This is a genomic window from Streptomyces sp. NPDC049541 (assembly GCF_044465725.1).
Lineage (GTDB): Bacteria > Actinomycetota > Actinomycetes > Streptomycetales > Streptomycetaceae > Streptomyces.
In genome coordinates this window covers 248,621-263,037 of sequence record NZ_JBITLY010000001.1, presented here as the reverse complement: position 1 = coordinate 263,037, position 14,417 = coordinate 248,621, and the positions used below count along the sequence as shown (strand labels likewise).

Here is a 14,417-nt window from a genome sequence, read left to right as displayed (position 1 = left end):
CAGGAGCGACACAACCGAGGAGCCGCGACCACCGAGGGGGGCTTAGCAGTATGAGCCACGACTCCACTGCCGCGCCGGAAGCCGCGGCCCGGAAGCTTTCCGGGCGACGCCGCAAGGAGATCGTCGCGGTGCTGCTGTTCAGCGGCGGCCCCATCTTCGAGAGTTCCATACCGCTGTCGGTGTTCGGGATCGACCGCCAGGACGCCGGCGTGCCGCGCTACCGACTGCTGGTGTGCGGCGGCGAGGAAGGCCCACTGCGGACCACAGGGGGCCTGGAACTCACCGCGCCACATGGCCTGGAGGCGATATCGCGCGCCGGCACGGTCGTCGTACCGGCCTGGCGCTCGATCACGTCTCCGCCGCCGGAGGAGGCGCTCGACGCACTGCGCCGGGCGCACGAGGAGGGCGCCCGCATAGTCGGGCTGTGCACCGGCGCCTTCGTGCTGGCGGCGGCGGGCCTGCTGGACGGCCGCCCCGCGACCACACACTGGATGTACGCACCGACGCTGGCCAAGCGCTACCCGTCGGTGCACGTCGACCCGAGAGAGCTCTTCGTCGACGACGGCGACGTGCTGACCTCCGCCGGTACGGCGGCCGGAATCGACCTCTGTCTCCACATCGTGCGGACGGACCACGGCAACGAGGCGGCGGGCGCACTGGCCCGGCGTCTGGTCGTGCCGCCGCGCCGGTCGGGCGGTCAGGAGCGCTACCTCGATCGGTCTTTACCGGAGGAGATCGGCGCCGACCCGCTCGCGGAGGTCGTCGCCTGGGCGCTGGAGCACCTCCACGAGCAGTTCGACGTGGAGACCCTCGCCGCGCGTGCGTACATGAGCCGGCGCACCTTCGACCGCCGGTTCCGCTCGCTCACCGGCAGCGCCCCGCTGCAGTGGCTGATCACCCAGCGGGTGCTGCAGGCGCAGCGGCTGCTCGAGACGTCGGACTACTCGGTGGACGAGGTCGCGGGCCGCTGCGGCTTCCGTTCGCCGGTGGCCCTGCGCGGCCACTTCCGCCGTCAGCTGGGCTCGTCCCCGGCGGCCTACCGTGCCGCGTACCGCGCTCGCCGTCCGCAGGGCGACAAGCCGGCCGACATGGAGGGGGCGTCCGGGGCGCCTGGGCCCACTCCCCTGCTGCATCCGGAGGGGCCGGTTCCGCTGCAGAGCAGGCGCGCTGCGGCGAGTGCCGTCGGATCGGGTGCGTCGCTTTCCGCCGCGGCCGCGGCGGAGAACGGCCGCGAGGCCTATGTGACGAGCCGGGCGAGCCTGCCGGGGCAGCGCAGCGGTACATGACGTCGAGGAGGGGGCGGGTGACCGAGGCCACCCGCTCCCTCCTCCCGTACGCCTGCTCCTCGAACACCCGAGGGGCCGATTTTGCGGGCACCAGCCTTAGGGTGGTCGCATGAACGATCGCATGGTGTGGATCGACTGCGAGATGACCGGCCTCTCGCTGTCCGACGACGCTCTCATCGAGGTGGCCGCCCTTGTCACCGACTCCGAGCTGAACATCCTCGGTGAGGGTGTCGACATCGTCATCCGTCCGCCGTCCAAGGCACTGGAGACGATGCCGGAGGTGGTGCGTCAGATGCACACCGCGTCCGGGCTGCTGGACGAACTCGCCGGCGGCACGACGGTGGCCGACGCGGAGGAACAGGTCCTCGCCTACGTCCGCGAGCACGTCAAGGAACCCGGCAAGGCCCCGCTGTGCGGCAACTCGGTCGGCACCGACCGCGGCTTCCTGCTCCGCGACATGCCGACCCTCGAGGACTATCTCCACTACCGGATCGTCGACGTGTCGAGCGTCAAGGAGCTCGCCCGGCGCTGGTACCCGCGGGCCTACTTCAACAGCCCCGAGAAGAACGGCAACCACCGCGCACTCGCCGACATCCGCGAATCCATCGCGGAACTGCGCTACTACCGCGAGGCGATCTTCGTGCCGCAGCCCGGCCCCGACTCCGAGACCGCCAGGTCGATCGCCGCGAAGCACGTCCTGCCTGGGGAGTAACGCCCCCGAGGGGGCGCCGCGAAAGGCGTGCGCGAGCACCCCTTCGGACCCTGTACACTTTTTCTCGGCCGGTCGGAAAACCACGAAGTGAACCGCCGGTCGTGGTGGGTGTAGCTCAGCTGGTAGAGCACCTGGTTGTGGTCCAGGATGTCGCGGGTTCGAGTCCCGTCACTCACCCTGAGTAATCAGCCGGTGACCCTGAGAAGGGGTCACTGGCTGATTCGTTTGCGGGGAGGCCGCGTGCCCATGGACGCCGACACCATCAGCACCCCGCGCCTCGACCTGCTCCCCCTCCGCGTCTCGCACGCCGACGAGATGGCCACCGTCCTCGCCGACCCGGCACTGCACACCTTCATCGGCGGCAGCCCCCTGTCCCCCGCGGCCCTGCGCGTCCGCTACGAACGCCTCGTCGACGGCTCCCCCGATCCCTCCGTCTCCTGGTGCAACTGGGTGCTGCGGGAGAGGGAGGAGTCCCGGCTGGTGGGGACCGTCCAGGCAACGGTCACCGGGACGGTCGCGGAGATCGCCTGGGTCGTCGGCACGCCCTGGCAGGGGCGCGGGTTCGCCTCGGAGGCGGCGCGCGGGCTGGTCGAACGGTTGCGCCGACAGCCCATCCGTACGGTCCTCGCGCACATCCGTCCCGAGCACCTCGCCTCCGCGGCCGTGGCCCGGTCGGCCGGGCTCCTCCCGACGGGCGAGCAGCAGGACGGCGAACAGCGCTGGCGCCTCTCGCTGCCCCCCTGACGTCGCCGCCCGCCACGCCGCCACCGGCTCCCGTACGCCTTCGAACCGTTCACCCCGGTCGCGTCCCCGGGCCAGGCCGGACGCCGTATGGCCGGGGCGCGGTCAGGAAGACGTGCGGGGTACCAGTTCCGTTGCCAGGACCACCTGGCGGCGTTCCAGGTCGCGGGAGACGGCCGGGCGGCGGTCCGCGATTTCGCTGAGGAGGAGGTCGATCATTCGGCGGCCCATCACCTCGATGGGCTGGCGGACGCTGGTGAGGGGCGGGTCCATGTGGCGGGCGATGGCCGAGTCGTCGTAGCCGACCAGCGCCACGTCGTCGGGGATCCGGCGGCCCTCCTCGCGCAGGACCTGGCGGGCGCCCGCCGCCATCACGTCGGAGCCCGCGAAGACCGCGTCCAGGTCGGGGCAGCGGCCGAGCAGCCTGGTCATCGCCCGGCGGCCGCCCTCCTCGGTGAAGTCACCCGGTTCGATGAGGAGTTCGTCGACCTCCTGGCCCGCGTCGCTCAGGGCGTCGCGGTAGCCGTCGACGCGGCGCTGGGCGCCGTAGACGTCGAGGCGGCCGGTGATGTGGGCTATCTTGCGGCGGCCCCGGGAGAGCAGGTGCTCCACCGCCGAGCGGCCGCCGCCGTAGTTGTCCGAGTCCACCGAGGTCAGGGTCTCGGCGGCCGACCGGGGGCCGCTGATCACCGCGGGGATCTCCAGTTGCGCGAGCAGGTCCGGAAGCGGGTCGTCCGCGTGCACCGAGACCAGCAGGACGCCGTCCACGCGGTGCGCGGCGAGGTACTGCGCGAGGCGGCGGCGCTCGCGGTCGCCGCCCGCGAAGATCAGCAGGAGCTGCATCTCCGTGTCGGACAGCTCGGCACCGACACCCTTCAGCATGTCCGAGAAGTACGGCTCCGCGAAGAAACGGGTCTCCGGCTCGGGGACGACCAGGGCGATCGCGTCCGTGCGGTTCGCCGCGAGGGCGCGCGCGGCCGTGTTGGGGACGTATCCGAGTTCGGCCACCGCCGCCTCGACCGCCGCGCGGGTCGCGTCGCTGACCCGGGGCGAGCCGTTGATCACGCGGGAGACCGTGCCGCGGCCCACGCCCGCGCGCGCGGCGACCTCTTCGAGGGTGGGGCGCCCACCGCTCCGGCTCCGCATTTGGCTCCGCCCTTTCCGCCGTTACTGCAGCTGGCCTGGAATCTAACAGTCCCGGGGTGTCCGTGGCCGCCCCTGGGGGCTGTCACCCCCAGACCCCGGCTCCCGACCCGACGGCCGCCCCCTCCAGCTGGACCGTCTGGAAAACCCGATCAGTACCGGACTCCTTTCGTCCAGTTAACAGCCCGATAACTGAACACATCTCGCCGTGCCGACTCCCTTGACACCCCCGCCCGAACCGACGACCCTTCAACACATCACTTGTGGGAGCGCTCCCACAGTACCTGACACATACACATCCCGCACGTTCCCCGCCCGAGCCGCAGCGAGAATGAACGGGCCCAACAATGCAGTTGGCCGGGGGGTCGGCACGTCAGGCAACAGGAGGACGCAATGAGCACGAGTACCCGCCGGTCCCACCGGCTGATGGCCCTCGCGGCCGTCGCCGCGCTGACCACGGGACTGCTGGCCGGCTGCTCCAAGGACTCGGACGACGGTTCGTCGAACGACGGCGGTGGCAACAGCAAGGGCAAGACCACGCTGACCATCGGCACCTTCGGTGTGTTCGGATACAAGCAGGCCGGTCTCTACGACGAGTACATGAAGCTGCACCCGGACATCAGCATCAAGGAGAACGTCACCACCCGTACCGACGTGTACTGGCCGAAGGTCCTCACCCGCCTGCAGGCGGGCTCCGGCACCGACGACATCCAGGCGATCGAGGTCGGCAACATCACCGAGGCCGTGCAGACGCAGGGCAGCAAGTTCGTCGACCTCGGCAAGGACGTCGACAAGTCCCAGTGGCTGGACTGGAAGAACGCCCAGGCCACCACCAAGGACGGCAAGCTGATCGGGCTCGGCACGGACGTCGGCCCGATGGCGATCTGCTACCGCAAGGACCTCTTCAAGAAGGCCGGCCTCGAGACGGACCGCACCAAGCTCGCCGCGCAGTGGAAGGGCGACTGGGCCAAGTACGTCGACGTCGGCAAGCAGTACATGAAGAAGGCGCCCAGCGGCACCAAGTTCGTGGACTCGGCCTCCTCCGTCTACAACGCGGCCCTCGGCGGCGCGAGCGAGCGCTACTACGACAAGAGCACCGGCCAGGTCGTCTGGGACAAGTCCGCCGGCGTGAAGAAGGCCTGGGACGTCGCGATGTCGGTGGCGACCAGCAACATGTCGGCGAAGCTGAAGCAGTTCGACAAGCCGTGGGACCAGGGCTACGCCAACGGCACGTTCGCCACGGTGGCCTGCCCGGCCTGGATGATCGGCTACATCGAGCAGAAGTCCGGTGACTCCGGCAAGGGCAACTGGGACGTCGCGGCGGCCCCGACCGCGTCCAACTGGGGCGGCTCCTTCCTCGGCGTGCCGACGGCGGGCAAGCACCAGAAGGAGGCCATCGCCCTGGCCAAGTGGCTGACCGCGCCCGAGCAGCAGGCGAAGGTCTTCGCCAAGCAGGCCAGCTTCCCGTCGACCCCGGCGGCGTACGCGAACCTGAAGCCGGCCCCGGACACCACGACGTACTTCTCGAACGCACCGCTCACCCAGATCTTCGCCGACTCCGCGAAGACCATCCCGAGCCAGTACTTCGGCATCAAGGACCAGCCCATCAACACCGCCATCACCGACGTGGGCATCCTCCAGGTCGAGCAGAAGGGCAAGAGCCCCTCGCAGGGCTGGGACGCGGCCAAGAACGAGATCAAGGACGTGCTCGGCCAGTGAGCAGCTCCAAGCAGGCACTCGCGCATCCCGCGTCGAGCGCCGAGGCCGCGCCCGGCACCCCGCCGGGCGCGGCCCGGGGCGCTCACGGTCGCGGTACGCCACCTGCGGGCGCCGACTCCTGGCGCAGCCGGTTGTACCGCTGGGACATGAAGGCGTCGCCGTACGCGTTCATCGCCCCGTTCTTCATCATCTTCGGGGCGTTCTCCCTGGTCCCGCTGCTGTACACGGCCTGGTACTCGCTGCACAACGTGCAGCTGTCCTCGCTGGACACCCAGACCTGGGCGGGCCTGGACAACTACCGGAACCTGCTCAGCTCGGACTTCTTCTGGAACGCGCTGAAGAACACCTTCACCATCGGTGTGATCTCGACCGTGCCGCAGCTGATGGCGGCGCTCGCCCTCGCGCACCTGCTGAACTACCGGCTGCGCGGCTCGACCGTCTGGCGGGTCGTGATGCTCACCCCCTACGCCACCTCGGTGGCGGCGGCGACGCTCGTCTTCACGCTGCTCTACTCCTGGGACGGCGGCATGATCAACTGGTTCCTGCACTTCGTGGGGATCGGTCCGGTCAACTGGCGTGAGTCCGACTGGGGTTCGCAGTTCGCCGTGTCGTCGATCGTGATCTGGCGGTGGACCGGCTACAACGCGCTGATCTACCTGGCGGCGATGCAGGCGATCCCGGTCGACCTGTACGAGTCGGCGGCGCTCGACGGTGCCAACCGCTGGCAGCAGTTCCGGCACGTGACGATCCCGCAACTCAGGCCCACCATCCTGTTCACGGTGGTGGTCTCCACGATCGGCGCGACCCAGCTCTTCGGTGAGCCCCTGCTGTTCGGTGGGGTCAGCGGCTCCAAGGGCGGTTCCGAGCACCAGTACCAGACGCTCGGCCTGTACATGTACGACCAGGGCTGGATCATCGGCAACCTCGGCAAGGCGTCCGCGATCGCCTGGTCGATGTTCCTGATCCTGCTGATCGTCGCCGTGATCAACATGCTGTTCACCCGACGCCTGAGGAAGTCCCAATGACCACCAGTGAACTGACGTTGCCTCAGGCGCGACCGAAGAAGGACCGCTCCCGCCGGGTGATGGGCGCGGGCAAGCAGCTGCACGCGGGCCCCGTGACGTACCTCGTGCTGACGGTCTTCGCGCTGATCTCGCTGGCGCCCCTGGTGTGGACGGCGGTCGCGGCCTCCCGCACCGACCGGCGGCTGGCCGAGACCCCGCCACCCCTGTGGTTCGGCGGGAACCTGTTCAAGAACCTGCAGGCTGCCTGGGACCAGGCCGGCATGGGCACCGCGATGTTCAACAGCACGGTCGTCGCGGGCACCATCACCGTCGCCACGGTGCTCTTCTCCACGCTCGCCGGCTTCGCCTTCGCCAAGCTGCGGTTCCGGTTCTCCAGCGTGCTGCTGCTGCTGACGATCGGCACGATGATGATCCCGCCGCAGCTGGCCGTCGTACCGCTGTATCTGTGGATGAGCAACCTGGGCTGGTCGAACCAGTTGCAGACGGTCATCCTGCCGACGCTGGTGACGGCCTTCGGTACGTTCTTCATGCGGCAGTACCTGGTGCAGGCGCTGCCCACGGAGCTGATCGAGGCGGCCCGGGTGGACGGGGCGAGCAGCCTGAGAGTCGTCTGGCACGTGGTCTTCCCGGCGGCCCGCCCCGCGATGGCCGTTCTCGGCCTGCTGACCTTCGTGTTCGCCTGGAACGACTTCCTGTGGCCGATCATCGCCCTCAACCAGCAGAACCCGACCGTGCAGGTCGCCCTCAACTCGCTCGGCACCGGATACGTCCCCGACCAGGCGGTGATCATGGCGGGCGCGCTGCTCGGCACGCTGCCGCTGCTGATCGCGTTCATCCTGTTCGGCAAGCAGATCGTGGGCGGCATCATGCAGGGTGCGATCAAGGGCTGACGGCTCGTCACTCCGAATCTGCCGTACGTCGTCGTACGTCCCCTCGGGGCCGGGCAGCGCCGCCTCGGCCCCCTCTCCTCCTTCCCCCCGTCCCTCCCACTCCCCGTCCAACTCTTCGGTCTCGACGACCATTTATGGGAGCGCTTCCATGCCTGAGTCCGCACAGCCGGCGACCCCGGTGACCTTTCCTCCCGCCTTCCTCTGGGGTGCCGCGACCTCCGCGTACCAGATCGAGGGGGCGGTGCGGGAGGGCGGTCGTACGCCCTCGATCTGGGACACCTTCAGCCATACGCCGGGCAAGACCGCCGGCGGTGAGCACGGTGACATCGCTGTCGACCACTACCACCGGTACCGCGAAGACGTGGCCCTCATGGCCGAGCTGGGTCTGTCCGCGTACCGCTTCTCGATCTCCTGGTCGCGGGTGCAGCCGACGGGCCGGGGGCCTGCGGTACAGGTCGGCCTGGACTTCTACCGGCGGCTGGTCGACGAGCTGCTCGAGCACGGCATCAAGCCGGCCGTCACCCTCTACCACTGGGACCTGCCGCAGGAGCTGGAGGACGCGGGCGGCTGGCCGGAGCGGGACACGGCGCTCAGGTTCGCCGAGTACGCGCAGATCGTGGGCGAGGCGCTGGGCGACCGGGTGGAACAGTGGATCACCCTGAACGAGCCGTGGTGCAGCGCGTTCCTGGGCTACGGCTCCGGGGTGCACGCACCGGGCCGCACGGACCCGGAGGCGTCGCTGCGGGCCGCTCACCATCTGAACCTGGCGCACGGGCTCGGCACCTCGGCCCTGCGGTCGGTGATGCCGGCGCGCAACTCGGTCGCGCTCAGCCTCAACTCCTCGGTGGTCAGGCCCCTTTCCCCGCAGGACCCGGCGGATCTGGCGGCGGTGCGGAAGATCGACGACCTGGCCAACGGCGTCTTCCACGGCCCGATCCTGCACGGCGCGTACCCGGAGTCGCTGTTCACGGCGACCGAGCGGATCACCGACTGGTCGTACGTCCTCGACGGCGACCTGCAGGCGATCAACCAGCCGCTGGACGCGCTGGGCCTCAACTACTACACGCCCGCGCTGGTCTCGGCGACCGACGCGAACGCGAGCGCCCCGCGCGCCGACGGCCACGGCGCCAGCGACCACTCCCCCTGGCCGGGCGCGGACGACGTCGCCTTCCACCAGACGCCGGGTGAGCGCACCGAGATGGGCTGGACGATCGACCCGACGGGCCTGCACGAGCTGATCATGCGGTACACCCGCGAGGCCCCCGGCCTGCCGCTGTACATCACCGAGAACGGCGCCGCCTACGACGACAAGCCCGACGCCGACGGCCGCGTCCACGACCCCGAGCGCATCGCCTACCTGGAGAAGCATCTCGGGGCGGTACGCCGGGCGATCACCGACGGCGCGGACGTGCGCGGCTACTACCTGTGGTCCCTGATGGACAACTTCGAGTGGGCGTACGGCTACGAGAAGCGTTTCGGGGCGGTGTACGTCGACTACGCCACGCTTGCCCGTACGCCGAAGGCGAGTGCCCTTTGGTATGGGCAGGCTGCTCGGACGGGGACGTTGCCTCCCGTGGCAGCGGACTGACCGGGCGCGGCGGCCGAGGAGACGCGCCACGCCCCGGCCGGATGGGGGGAAGTCCGGCCGGGGCGCGCCAACCCCCGTTGGGCGGTGGTCAGTTGAAGGCGCCGAACGCCTTCGAGAAGGCGAACTTGTCCTGGGTGATCGAGCTGCAGCCGGCGTCGGCGGTGGGCTTGGTGCCGCCGGCGCACTGCTGGTCACGGGTCGCCGACCACATCGAGAGGCCGCCGAGGCCCTTGGCCTTGGCGAAGGCCGTCAGCTGGGTGGCGTCGTCGACCTTGAAGATCTCGGACGAGACGTCGTTGACGCCGATCATCGGGGTGACCGCGACCGTCTTCCAGGCGGCGGCGTCGGAGAGGCCGAGCACGCTCTTGACCTGCGCCTGCGTGGCGGTGGCCGCCTGCTCGGCATAGGTGCCCATGTCGCCGCTGTAGGAGGCGCCGTAGTCCATCGCCATGATGTTGACGGTGTCGATCTTCGCGCCGTTGGACCTGGCGTCGGAGAGCAGGTTCACACCGTCCTGGGTGAGGCCCTCGGGCATGACCGGGAGGGTGAAGGAGACGTCCAGGCCGGGGTGGGCCGCCTGGAGCTTGGCTATCGCCTTGGCGCGGTTCGTGTTCGCCGTGGTGTTGGGGAGCGCACCGCCCTCGACGTCGAAGTCGACCTTGGTCAGCTTGAACTGGTCCACGACCTTGCCGTACGCCGCCGCCAGCGCGTCCGCCGAGGAGCAGGTCGTCGCCAGTTCGGAGCCGGAGGCGCCGCCGAAGGAGACGCGGACGTCGCCGCCCTTGGCGCGCAGTGCGCCGATCTGGGAGGCGACCCCGTCGCTGCCGAGGTCGGTCACGCCGCCCCACTTGGGGGTGCAGCCGCCGCCGTCGGTGATGAAGGCGAGGTTGTAGTTCTTCACGCCGGTCGCGTCGGCGCTCGCGAGCAGGTCGAAGGCGGGGTAGAGGGAGGTGTCGACGTAGGGGGCGAAGCCGGCGCTCGCCGTGGTGCCGGTGCCGGAGCTGTGGGTCGGGGTGGGGGTGGCCGTGGGGGGCGCCGTCTTGGTGGGAGTGGGGGTGGGTGTCGGGGACTGGGTCGGGCGGCCGCTCGGCTCGGGCGTCGGGCCGTCGTCCGCGGAACAGTTGGCGCCGTCGACGAGACAACTGCTCGGGTTCCCGGTGCCGTTGACGACGAAGCCGACGGTGACGGACTTGCCGGGCGCGAGGCCGTCGGTGTCCCACTTGGCCGGTGTCACGGTCACGTGCTGTCCGCTCACACTGGACTCGGCGTTCCACAGCGAGCTCAGCCTGGCGCCGGACGGCAGGTCGAACTCCAGCTTCCAGCTCTTCTCCGTCTGCCCGGTGTTGTTCGTGACGACGTACTGGGCGGTGTAGCCGGTCGACCAGTCACTGGTCCTCGTGTACGCGGCGGCCACACCGGCCGCCTGGGCGGTACCGGTGAGCAGGAGCGCGCCGCCACCGATCACGGCCGCGGCGACCGCTCCGCCGATCGCCTTGTTCCTGCCACTGATCCTGCGCCGGTGCGTGCTCATGCGCGTGCCTGCCTTCATGGTTCGGGGGTCGGGTGCGGCAGCACGCTAGCGAGCCGGAACCGGGCAAAGTGCCTGATCCGGGCGGGGGTTGAGGATCTTAGGGTGCGCTTAAGGAAGGGATCGGGGACGGTTAAAGGTAGAGACCAATTACTGGACGAGTTTCCTCTGTCTGCGGCGCCGTGCGGAGCGGTGGCCCCGTCCTGGCGTCCGCTCCCGCCCGTCCAACTGGATCCAGATCCGCACCTCGGTCCCGCCGAGGACCGAGGACCCGATCCGCACGTCACCGCCGGTCGACTCGGCGAGCCGGCGCACGATGTCGAGGCCGAGTCCGGTGGATCCGTCGCTGCCGGAGCCCCGCCCGCGCGCCATGGCGGCCTCGGGGTCCTGGATCCCGGGACCGGCGTCGGAGACCAGCACGATCACCGCGTCCTCGCCGTTGTGCAGGTCGACAGCGAAGGCCGTGCCCTCCGCGGTGTGCCGGAAGACGTTGCCGAGCAGGGCGTCCAGCGCGGCCGCGAGGTCCGCCCGGGCCACGGGTATGCGGACCGGACGGTCGGCGCCGGCCATCCGCCACTTGCGGCCCTCGTCCTCGGCGAGCGCCGACCAGAACGCCATCCGTTCACGGACCACCTCGGCCGCGTCACATCCGGCGCCGGGGCCGGCAGCCGCGGTCTGCGGTTTGGCGTTGCGGGCGGTGCGGATGATGGTGTCGACCTCGCGTTCCAACTGGGCGACGGCGGCCCGGGTCTGCTCGGCGGCCGGTCCCTCGCCGAGCGAGGCCGCATTCAGCCGCAGCACGGTCAGCGGGGTCCGCAGCCGGTGGGACAGATCCGCCGCCAACTCCCGCTCATTGGCCAGGAGTTGTACGACCTGGTCGGCCATGGAGTTGAACGCGACCGCCGCCAGCCGCAGTTCCGTCGGCCCTTCCTCCGGCACCCTTGCCCCCAGCTTCCCCTCTCCCAGCTCGTGCGCGCCCTCGACCAGCTTCTGCGCGGGCTGCACCATCCGTACGCCCAGCCGGTCGGCGACCGCGACGGATCCGACGATCAGGGCGATCCCGACCCCCGCGAGCACCGCCCACGCGGTACCGACGCCGTTGCTGACCTCGGACTCGGGGACGTACACCTCGACGACGGCAATCGCGCCGGTGCTCAGCGCGACGGGCTGGAGGAGTGTGGAGCCACCGGAGACCGCGGTGGTGGAGGCGCGGCCCAGTTTGCGCACGGTCGCGATGTCCTCGCCGGCGGCGCGCTGCCGCCCGATGTCGAGGGCGGACTGGCCGGCGGCCGCCGGTATGTGCACGGCCATCCCGGAGTCCGAGCCGGCGGAGGCGACGACCCGCTCCAGTTGGTCGCGCTCGGTGGTGATGGACAGCGCCGGGGCGACCGCGGCGGCCTGCCGCTCGGCGTTGGAGAACGCACGGTCGCGGGCCATCTCCTTGATGACGAGCCCGAGCGGCACCGCGAAGGCGACGACGACCATGGCGGTGACCGCCAGACAGACCTTGACCAGTGCCCATCTCATCGCGGCGGCTCCCCATCCGGCGGCTCCAGCTTCACGCCGACGCCCCGCAGCGTGTGCAGATAGCGAGGCCGCGCCGCCGTCTCGCCCAGCTTCCGCCGCAGCCAGGACAGATGGACGTCGATGGTCTGGTCGTCGCCGTACGACTGCTGCCACACCTCGGAGAGGAGCTCCTTGCGGGGTACGACGACGCCCGGCCGGCCGGCCAGGAAGGCGAGCAGGTCGAACTCGCGGCGGGTGAGATCGAGGCGGACGCCGTCCAGTTCGGCCTGGCGGCGCAGCGGGTCGACGGTGAGGCCGCCGACCCGCAGGACCGTGGAGGGTGAGCCGTCCGAAGGGGAGGACCGGGACCGTCGCAGGACCGCGGACATCCGCGCGGACAGGTGCTCGACGGAGAACGGCTTGGTCAGGTAGTCGTCGGCGCCCGCGTTGAGCAGGCGGACGATCTCCGTCTCGTCGTCCCGCGCGGTGGCGATGATCACAGGCACGTCGGTGATGCCGCGCAGCATCTTCAGGGCCTCGGACCCGTCCAGGTCGGGCAGTCCCAGGTCCAGAATCACCACGTCGAAGCGGAAATGGGCGACCTCGCGCAGCGCCTCCAGCGCCGTCCCGACACTGCGCACGGTGTGCGCGGCATCGGTCAGGTGCCTGATCAGCGCCGAGCGTACGAACTGGTCGTCCTCGACCACGAGCACACTTGCCATGCGCGGCACCGTACGCCATGCGGAACAGGCGCATCGGAGCCTGTGGACAACTCTTCGGTTGTGGACAACGGAGGGGACACCCGTGGGACGCGTGAGGCAGTATGGCCCGCGATGCGCAGAGGACTCGTACACGTACTGGCTTGGTCGCTCGCCACGGGCGCGGCGGTCACGCTGTCGTGGTGGGGTGTCCACACGGTGATGGCGGGCACGGCGTACGACCCGCCGCGCGCCCTGCCGATCACTGCGGCGGACGCGACCACACAGGAGTCGAAGCCGCTGGCGTCGTCGACGAAGCGGCCGTCGCCGTCACCGTCGAAGGGCGCGGCGGGCAAGCCCTCCCGGACGCCCACGCCGTCGACGACGCCGACCTCGAGCCCCACCCCACCCCCTACCGCATCCGGCCAGGTCAAGAGCTACGACACCGACGGCGGGCGGGTGGTCTTCGACCTCGGCAAGGCCTCCGCGACGCTCGTGTCGGCGACGCCGGGTTCGGGCTGGTCGATGCAGGTGTGGAAGACGGCGACCTGGATCCGGGTGGAGTTCACCGCGGGCACCGACAAGGTCTCGGTGATCTGCACCTGGCACGACGGGCCGCCGCATGTGGAGATCGGGAACTACTAGCCCCTGCAGGTCAGCGGAACACCGAGGGCGGCGGCGTCGGTGAGGCGACCGCCGCCTCGTCCGTCACCGCGGTCGCCCCGCCGGTGAAGTCGAGGAGTGCGCGGCCGTGTTCGACGCGGCCGGGGTGCGGGTCGGAGGCGGCCCGGCGGGTCAGTTCCGCGATCGGCAGCGGGGTGTCGGAGGCGACGAGGACCGCGTTGCCGAAGCGCTTGCCGCGCAGCACGGTCGGGTCGGCGACCAGCGCGAGTTCGGGGAAACGGGCGGCGGCGGTGGCGATCTGGCCGCGGAGGTGGGCGAGCGGCGGCCCGTCGGCGACGTTGGCGGCGTAGCAGCCGCCCGGCTTCAGGGCCCGGCGGACGTCGTCGAGGAACTCGGTCGAGGTGAGGTGGGCCGGGGTGCGGGCGCCGCTGAACACATCGGCGATCACGAGGTCGGCCCAGCCGTCGGGCACCTTGGCGAGCCCTTCGCGGGCGTCGACGGAACGCACCCGGATGCGGGCGTTCGGGTCCAACGGCAGCTCCCGGCGGACCAGTTGGACGAGCGCGGCGTCCCGCTCGACGGCCTGCTGGGTGGAGCGGGGGCGGGTGGCGGCGACATAGCGGGCGAGGGTGAGGGCTCCGCCGCCGAGGTGCACGGCGTGCACGGGCTTCCCGGCCGGTGCGACGAGGTCGATCACATGCCCGAGCCGGCGCTGGTACTCGAAGGAGAGGTAGGAGGGATCGTCGAGATCGACATGCGACTGGGGCGCCCCGTCGATCAGCAGCGTCCAGGCCCGCGCCCGGTCCCGGTCGGGCATCAGCTCGGCGAGCCCGCCGTCGACGGCCTCGACGACCGCCTCGGCGCCGCCGCCTGAGCGCCGGGGGTTCCTGGACTTTCCCATTGCGCCATTATCGGCAGCGTCGGGCGGCCACGCCTGCGCGGGGTGGTCACGAGCGA

General features: G+C 70.6%; 13 protein-coding genes and 1 tRNA gene. 9 read left to right on the top strand and 5 right to left on the bottom strand.

Features of this window, described 5'->3' with window-relative positions; translation table 11 throughout:
* The first annotated feature begins 50 nt into the window (after positions 1-50).
* The 4 genes from ACIBW9_RS01235 (at position 51) to ACIBW9_RS01220 (ending at position 2,742) form a co-directional block, all read left to right on the top strand.
* Positions 51-1,286, top strand: coding sequence for a helix-turn-helix domain-containing protein (locus ACIBW9_RS01235; RefSeq protein WP_398949994.1), 1,236 nt, complete (start codon positions 51-53; stop codon positions 1,284-1,286).
* Between the two features lie 109 nt (positions 1,287-1,395).
* Entirely contained in the window at positions 1,396-1,998 is a 603-nt protein-coding gene (gene orn, locus ACIBW9_RS01230) for an oligoribonuclease (RefSeq protein WP_398949992.1), read from the top strand.
* Positions 1,999-2,102: 104 nt separating this feature from the next.
* Positions 2,103-2,175 (top strand) — tRNA-His (locus ACIBW9_RS01225).
* Positions 2,176-2,244: 69 nt separating this feature from the next.
* Positions 2,245-2,742, top strand: a complete 498-nt coding sequence (locus ACIBW9_RS01220; RefSeq protein WP_398949990.1) for a GNAT family N-acetyltransferase — start codon at positions 2,245-2,247, stop codon at positions 2,740-2,742.
* A gap of 102 nt (positions 2,743-2,844) precedes the next feature.
* Here the strand turns inward: ACIBW9_RS01220 and ACIBW9_RS01215 are convergent, their stop codons facing one another.
* On the bottom strand, positions 2,845-3,885 hold the full coding sequence (locus ACIBW9_RS01215) for a LacI family DNA-binding transcriptional regulator (RefSeq protein WP_398949988.1): 1,041 nt from the start codon (positions 3,883-3,885) through the stop codon (positions 2,845-2,847).
* A gap of 390 nt (positions 3,886-4,275) precedes the next feature.
* Here ACIBW9_RS01215 and ACIBW9_RS01210 point away from each other — a divergent pair, with 390 nt between their 5' ends.
* The 4 genes from ACIBW9_RS01210 to ACIBW9_RS01195 all read left to right on the top strand — a co-directional run bounded on the left by ACIBW9_RS01210 (position 4,276) and on the right by ACIBW9_RS01195 (position 9,104).
* Positions 4,276-5,601, top strand: a complete 1,326-nt coding sequence (locus ACIBW9_RS01210; protein WP_398949986.1) for an ABC transporter substrate-binding protein — start codon at positions 4,276-4,278, stop codon at positions 5,599-5,601.
* The gene (locus ACIBW9_RS01205) at positions 5,598-6,626 is read left to right on the top strand and encodes a carbohydrate ABC transporter permease (RefSeq protein WP_398949984.1); all 1,029 of its coding nucleotides are present in this window, start codon (positions 5,598-5,600) and stop codon (positions 6,624-6,626) included. The genes ACIBW9_RS01210 and ACIBW9_RS01205 overlap by 4 nt, the downstream gene beginning before the upstream one ends.
* Entirely contained in the window at positions 6,623-7,516 is an 894-nt protein-coding gene (locus tag ACIBW9_RS01200; RefSeq protein ID WP_398949982.1) for a carbohydrate ABC transporter permease, read from the top strand. The genes ACIBW9_RS01205 and ACIBW9_RS01200 overlap by 4 nt, the downstream gene beginning before the upstream one ends.
* Positions 7,517-7,664: 148 nt before the next feature.
* Complete coding sequence (locus ACIBW9_RS01195) at positions 7,665-9,104, top strand: GH1 family beta-glucosidase (protein ID WP_398949980.1); 1,440 nt, start codon at positions 7,665-7,667, stop codon at positions 9,102-9,104.
* Between the two features lie 88 nt (positions 9,105-9,192).
* Here the strand turns inward: ACIBW9_RS01195 and ACIBW9_RS01190 are convergent, their stop codons facing one another.
* From ACIBW9_RS01190 to ACIBW9_RS01180, 3 genes are all read right to left on the bottom strand, one after another.
* Positions 9,193-10,635: a cellulose binding domain-containing protein gene (locus tag ACIBW9_RS01190; RefSeq protein ID WP_398949978.1), complete on the bottom strand. Its 1,443-nt coding sequence runs from the start codon at positions 10,633-10,635 to the stop codon at positions 9,193-9,195.
* 147 nt (positions 10,636-10,782) lie between these two features.
* Entirely contained in the window at positions 10,783-12,159 is a 1,377-nt protein-coding gene (locus tag ACIBW9_RS01185; protein ID WP_398949976.1) for a sensor histidine kinase, read from the bottom strand.
* The gene (locus tag ACIBW9_RS01180; RefSeq protein ID WP_398949974.1) at positions 12,156-12,860 is read right to left on the bottom strand and encodes a response regulator transcription factor; all 705 of its coding nucleotides are present in this window, start codon (positions 12,858-12,860) and stop codon (positions 12,156-12,158) included. Before ACIBW9_RS01180 ends, ACIBW9_RS01185 begins: the two co-directional genes overlap by 4 nt.
* Before the next feature lie 111 nt (positions 12,861-12,971).
* On the opposite strand from ACIBW9_RS01180, the gene ACIBW9_RS01175 reads away from it, so the two are divergent.
* A complete protein-coding gene (locus tag ACIBW9_RS01175) occupies positions 12,972-13,481 on the top strand; it encodes a hypothetical protein (RefSeq protein ID WP_398949972.1) in 510 nt (169 codons plus the stop codon).
* Positions 13,482-13,491: 10 nt separating this feature from the next.
* Here the strand turns inward: ACIBW9_RS01175 and ACIBW9_RS01170 are convergent, their stop codons facing one another.
* A complete protein-coding gene (locus ACIBW9_RS01170; protein WP_398949970.1) occupies positions 13,492-14,361 on the bottom strand; it encodes a spermidine synthase in 870 nt (289 codons plus the stop codon).
* Between the last annotated feature and the right edge of the window lie 56 nt (positions 14,362-14,417).

Excerpts from the sequence above, each read along its gene's own strand:
- ACIBW9_RS01180 (WP_398949974.1), bottom strand. The coding sequence starts at position 12,860 with ATGGCAAGTGTGCTCGTGGTCGAGGACGACCAGTTCGTACGCTCGGCG.
- ACIBW9_RS01235 (WP_398949994.1), top strand. The coding sequence starts at position 51 with ATGAGCCACGACTCCACTGCCGCGCCGGAAGCCGCGGCCCGGAAGCTT.
- ACIBW9_RS01170 (WP_398949970.1), bottom strand. The coding sequence starts at position 14,361 with ATGGGAAAGTCCAGGAACCCCCGGCGCTCAGGCGGCGGCGCCGAGGCG.
- ACIBW9_RS01185 (WP_398949976.1), bottom strand. The coding sequence starts at position 12,159 with ATGAGATGGGCACTGGTCAAGGTCTGTCTGGCGGTCACCGCCATGGTC.
- ACIBW9_RS01200 (WP_398949982.1), top strand. The coding sequence starts at position 6,623 with ATGACCACCAGTGAACTGACGTTGCCTCAGGCGCGACCGAAGAAGGAC.
- ACIBW9_RS01175 (WP_398949972.1), top strand. The coding sequence starts at position 12,972 with ATGCGCAGAGGACTCGTACACGTACTGGCTTGGTCGCTCGCCACGGGC.
- orn (WP_398949992.1), top strand. The coding sequence starts at position 1,396 with ATGAACGATCGCATGGTGTGGATCGACTGCGAGATGACCGGCCTCTCG.
- ACIBW9_RS01220 (WP_398949990.1), top strand. The coding sequence starts at position 2,245 with ATGGACGCCGACACCATCAGCACCCCGCGCCTCGACCTGCTCCCCCTC.
- ACIBW9_RS01190 (WP_398949978.1), bottom strand. The coding sequence starts at position 10,635 with ATGAGCACGCACCGGCGCAGGATCAGTGGCAGGAACAAGGCGATCGGC.
- ACIBW9_RS01195 (WP_398949980.1), top strand. The coding sequence starts at position 7,665 with ATGCCTGAGTCCGCACAGCCGGCGACCCCGGTGACCTTTCCTCCCGCC.
- ACIBW9_RS01210 (WP_398949986.1), top strand. The coding sequence starts at position 4,276 with ATGAGCACGAGTACCCGCCGGTCCCACCGGCTGATGGCCCTCGCGGCC.
- ACIBW9_RS01215 (WP_398949988.1), bottom strand. The coding sequence starts at position 3,885 with ATGCGGAGCCGGAGCGGTGGGCGCCCCACCCTCGAAGAGGTCGCCGCG.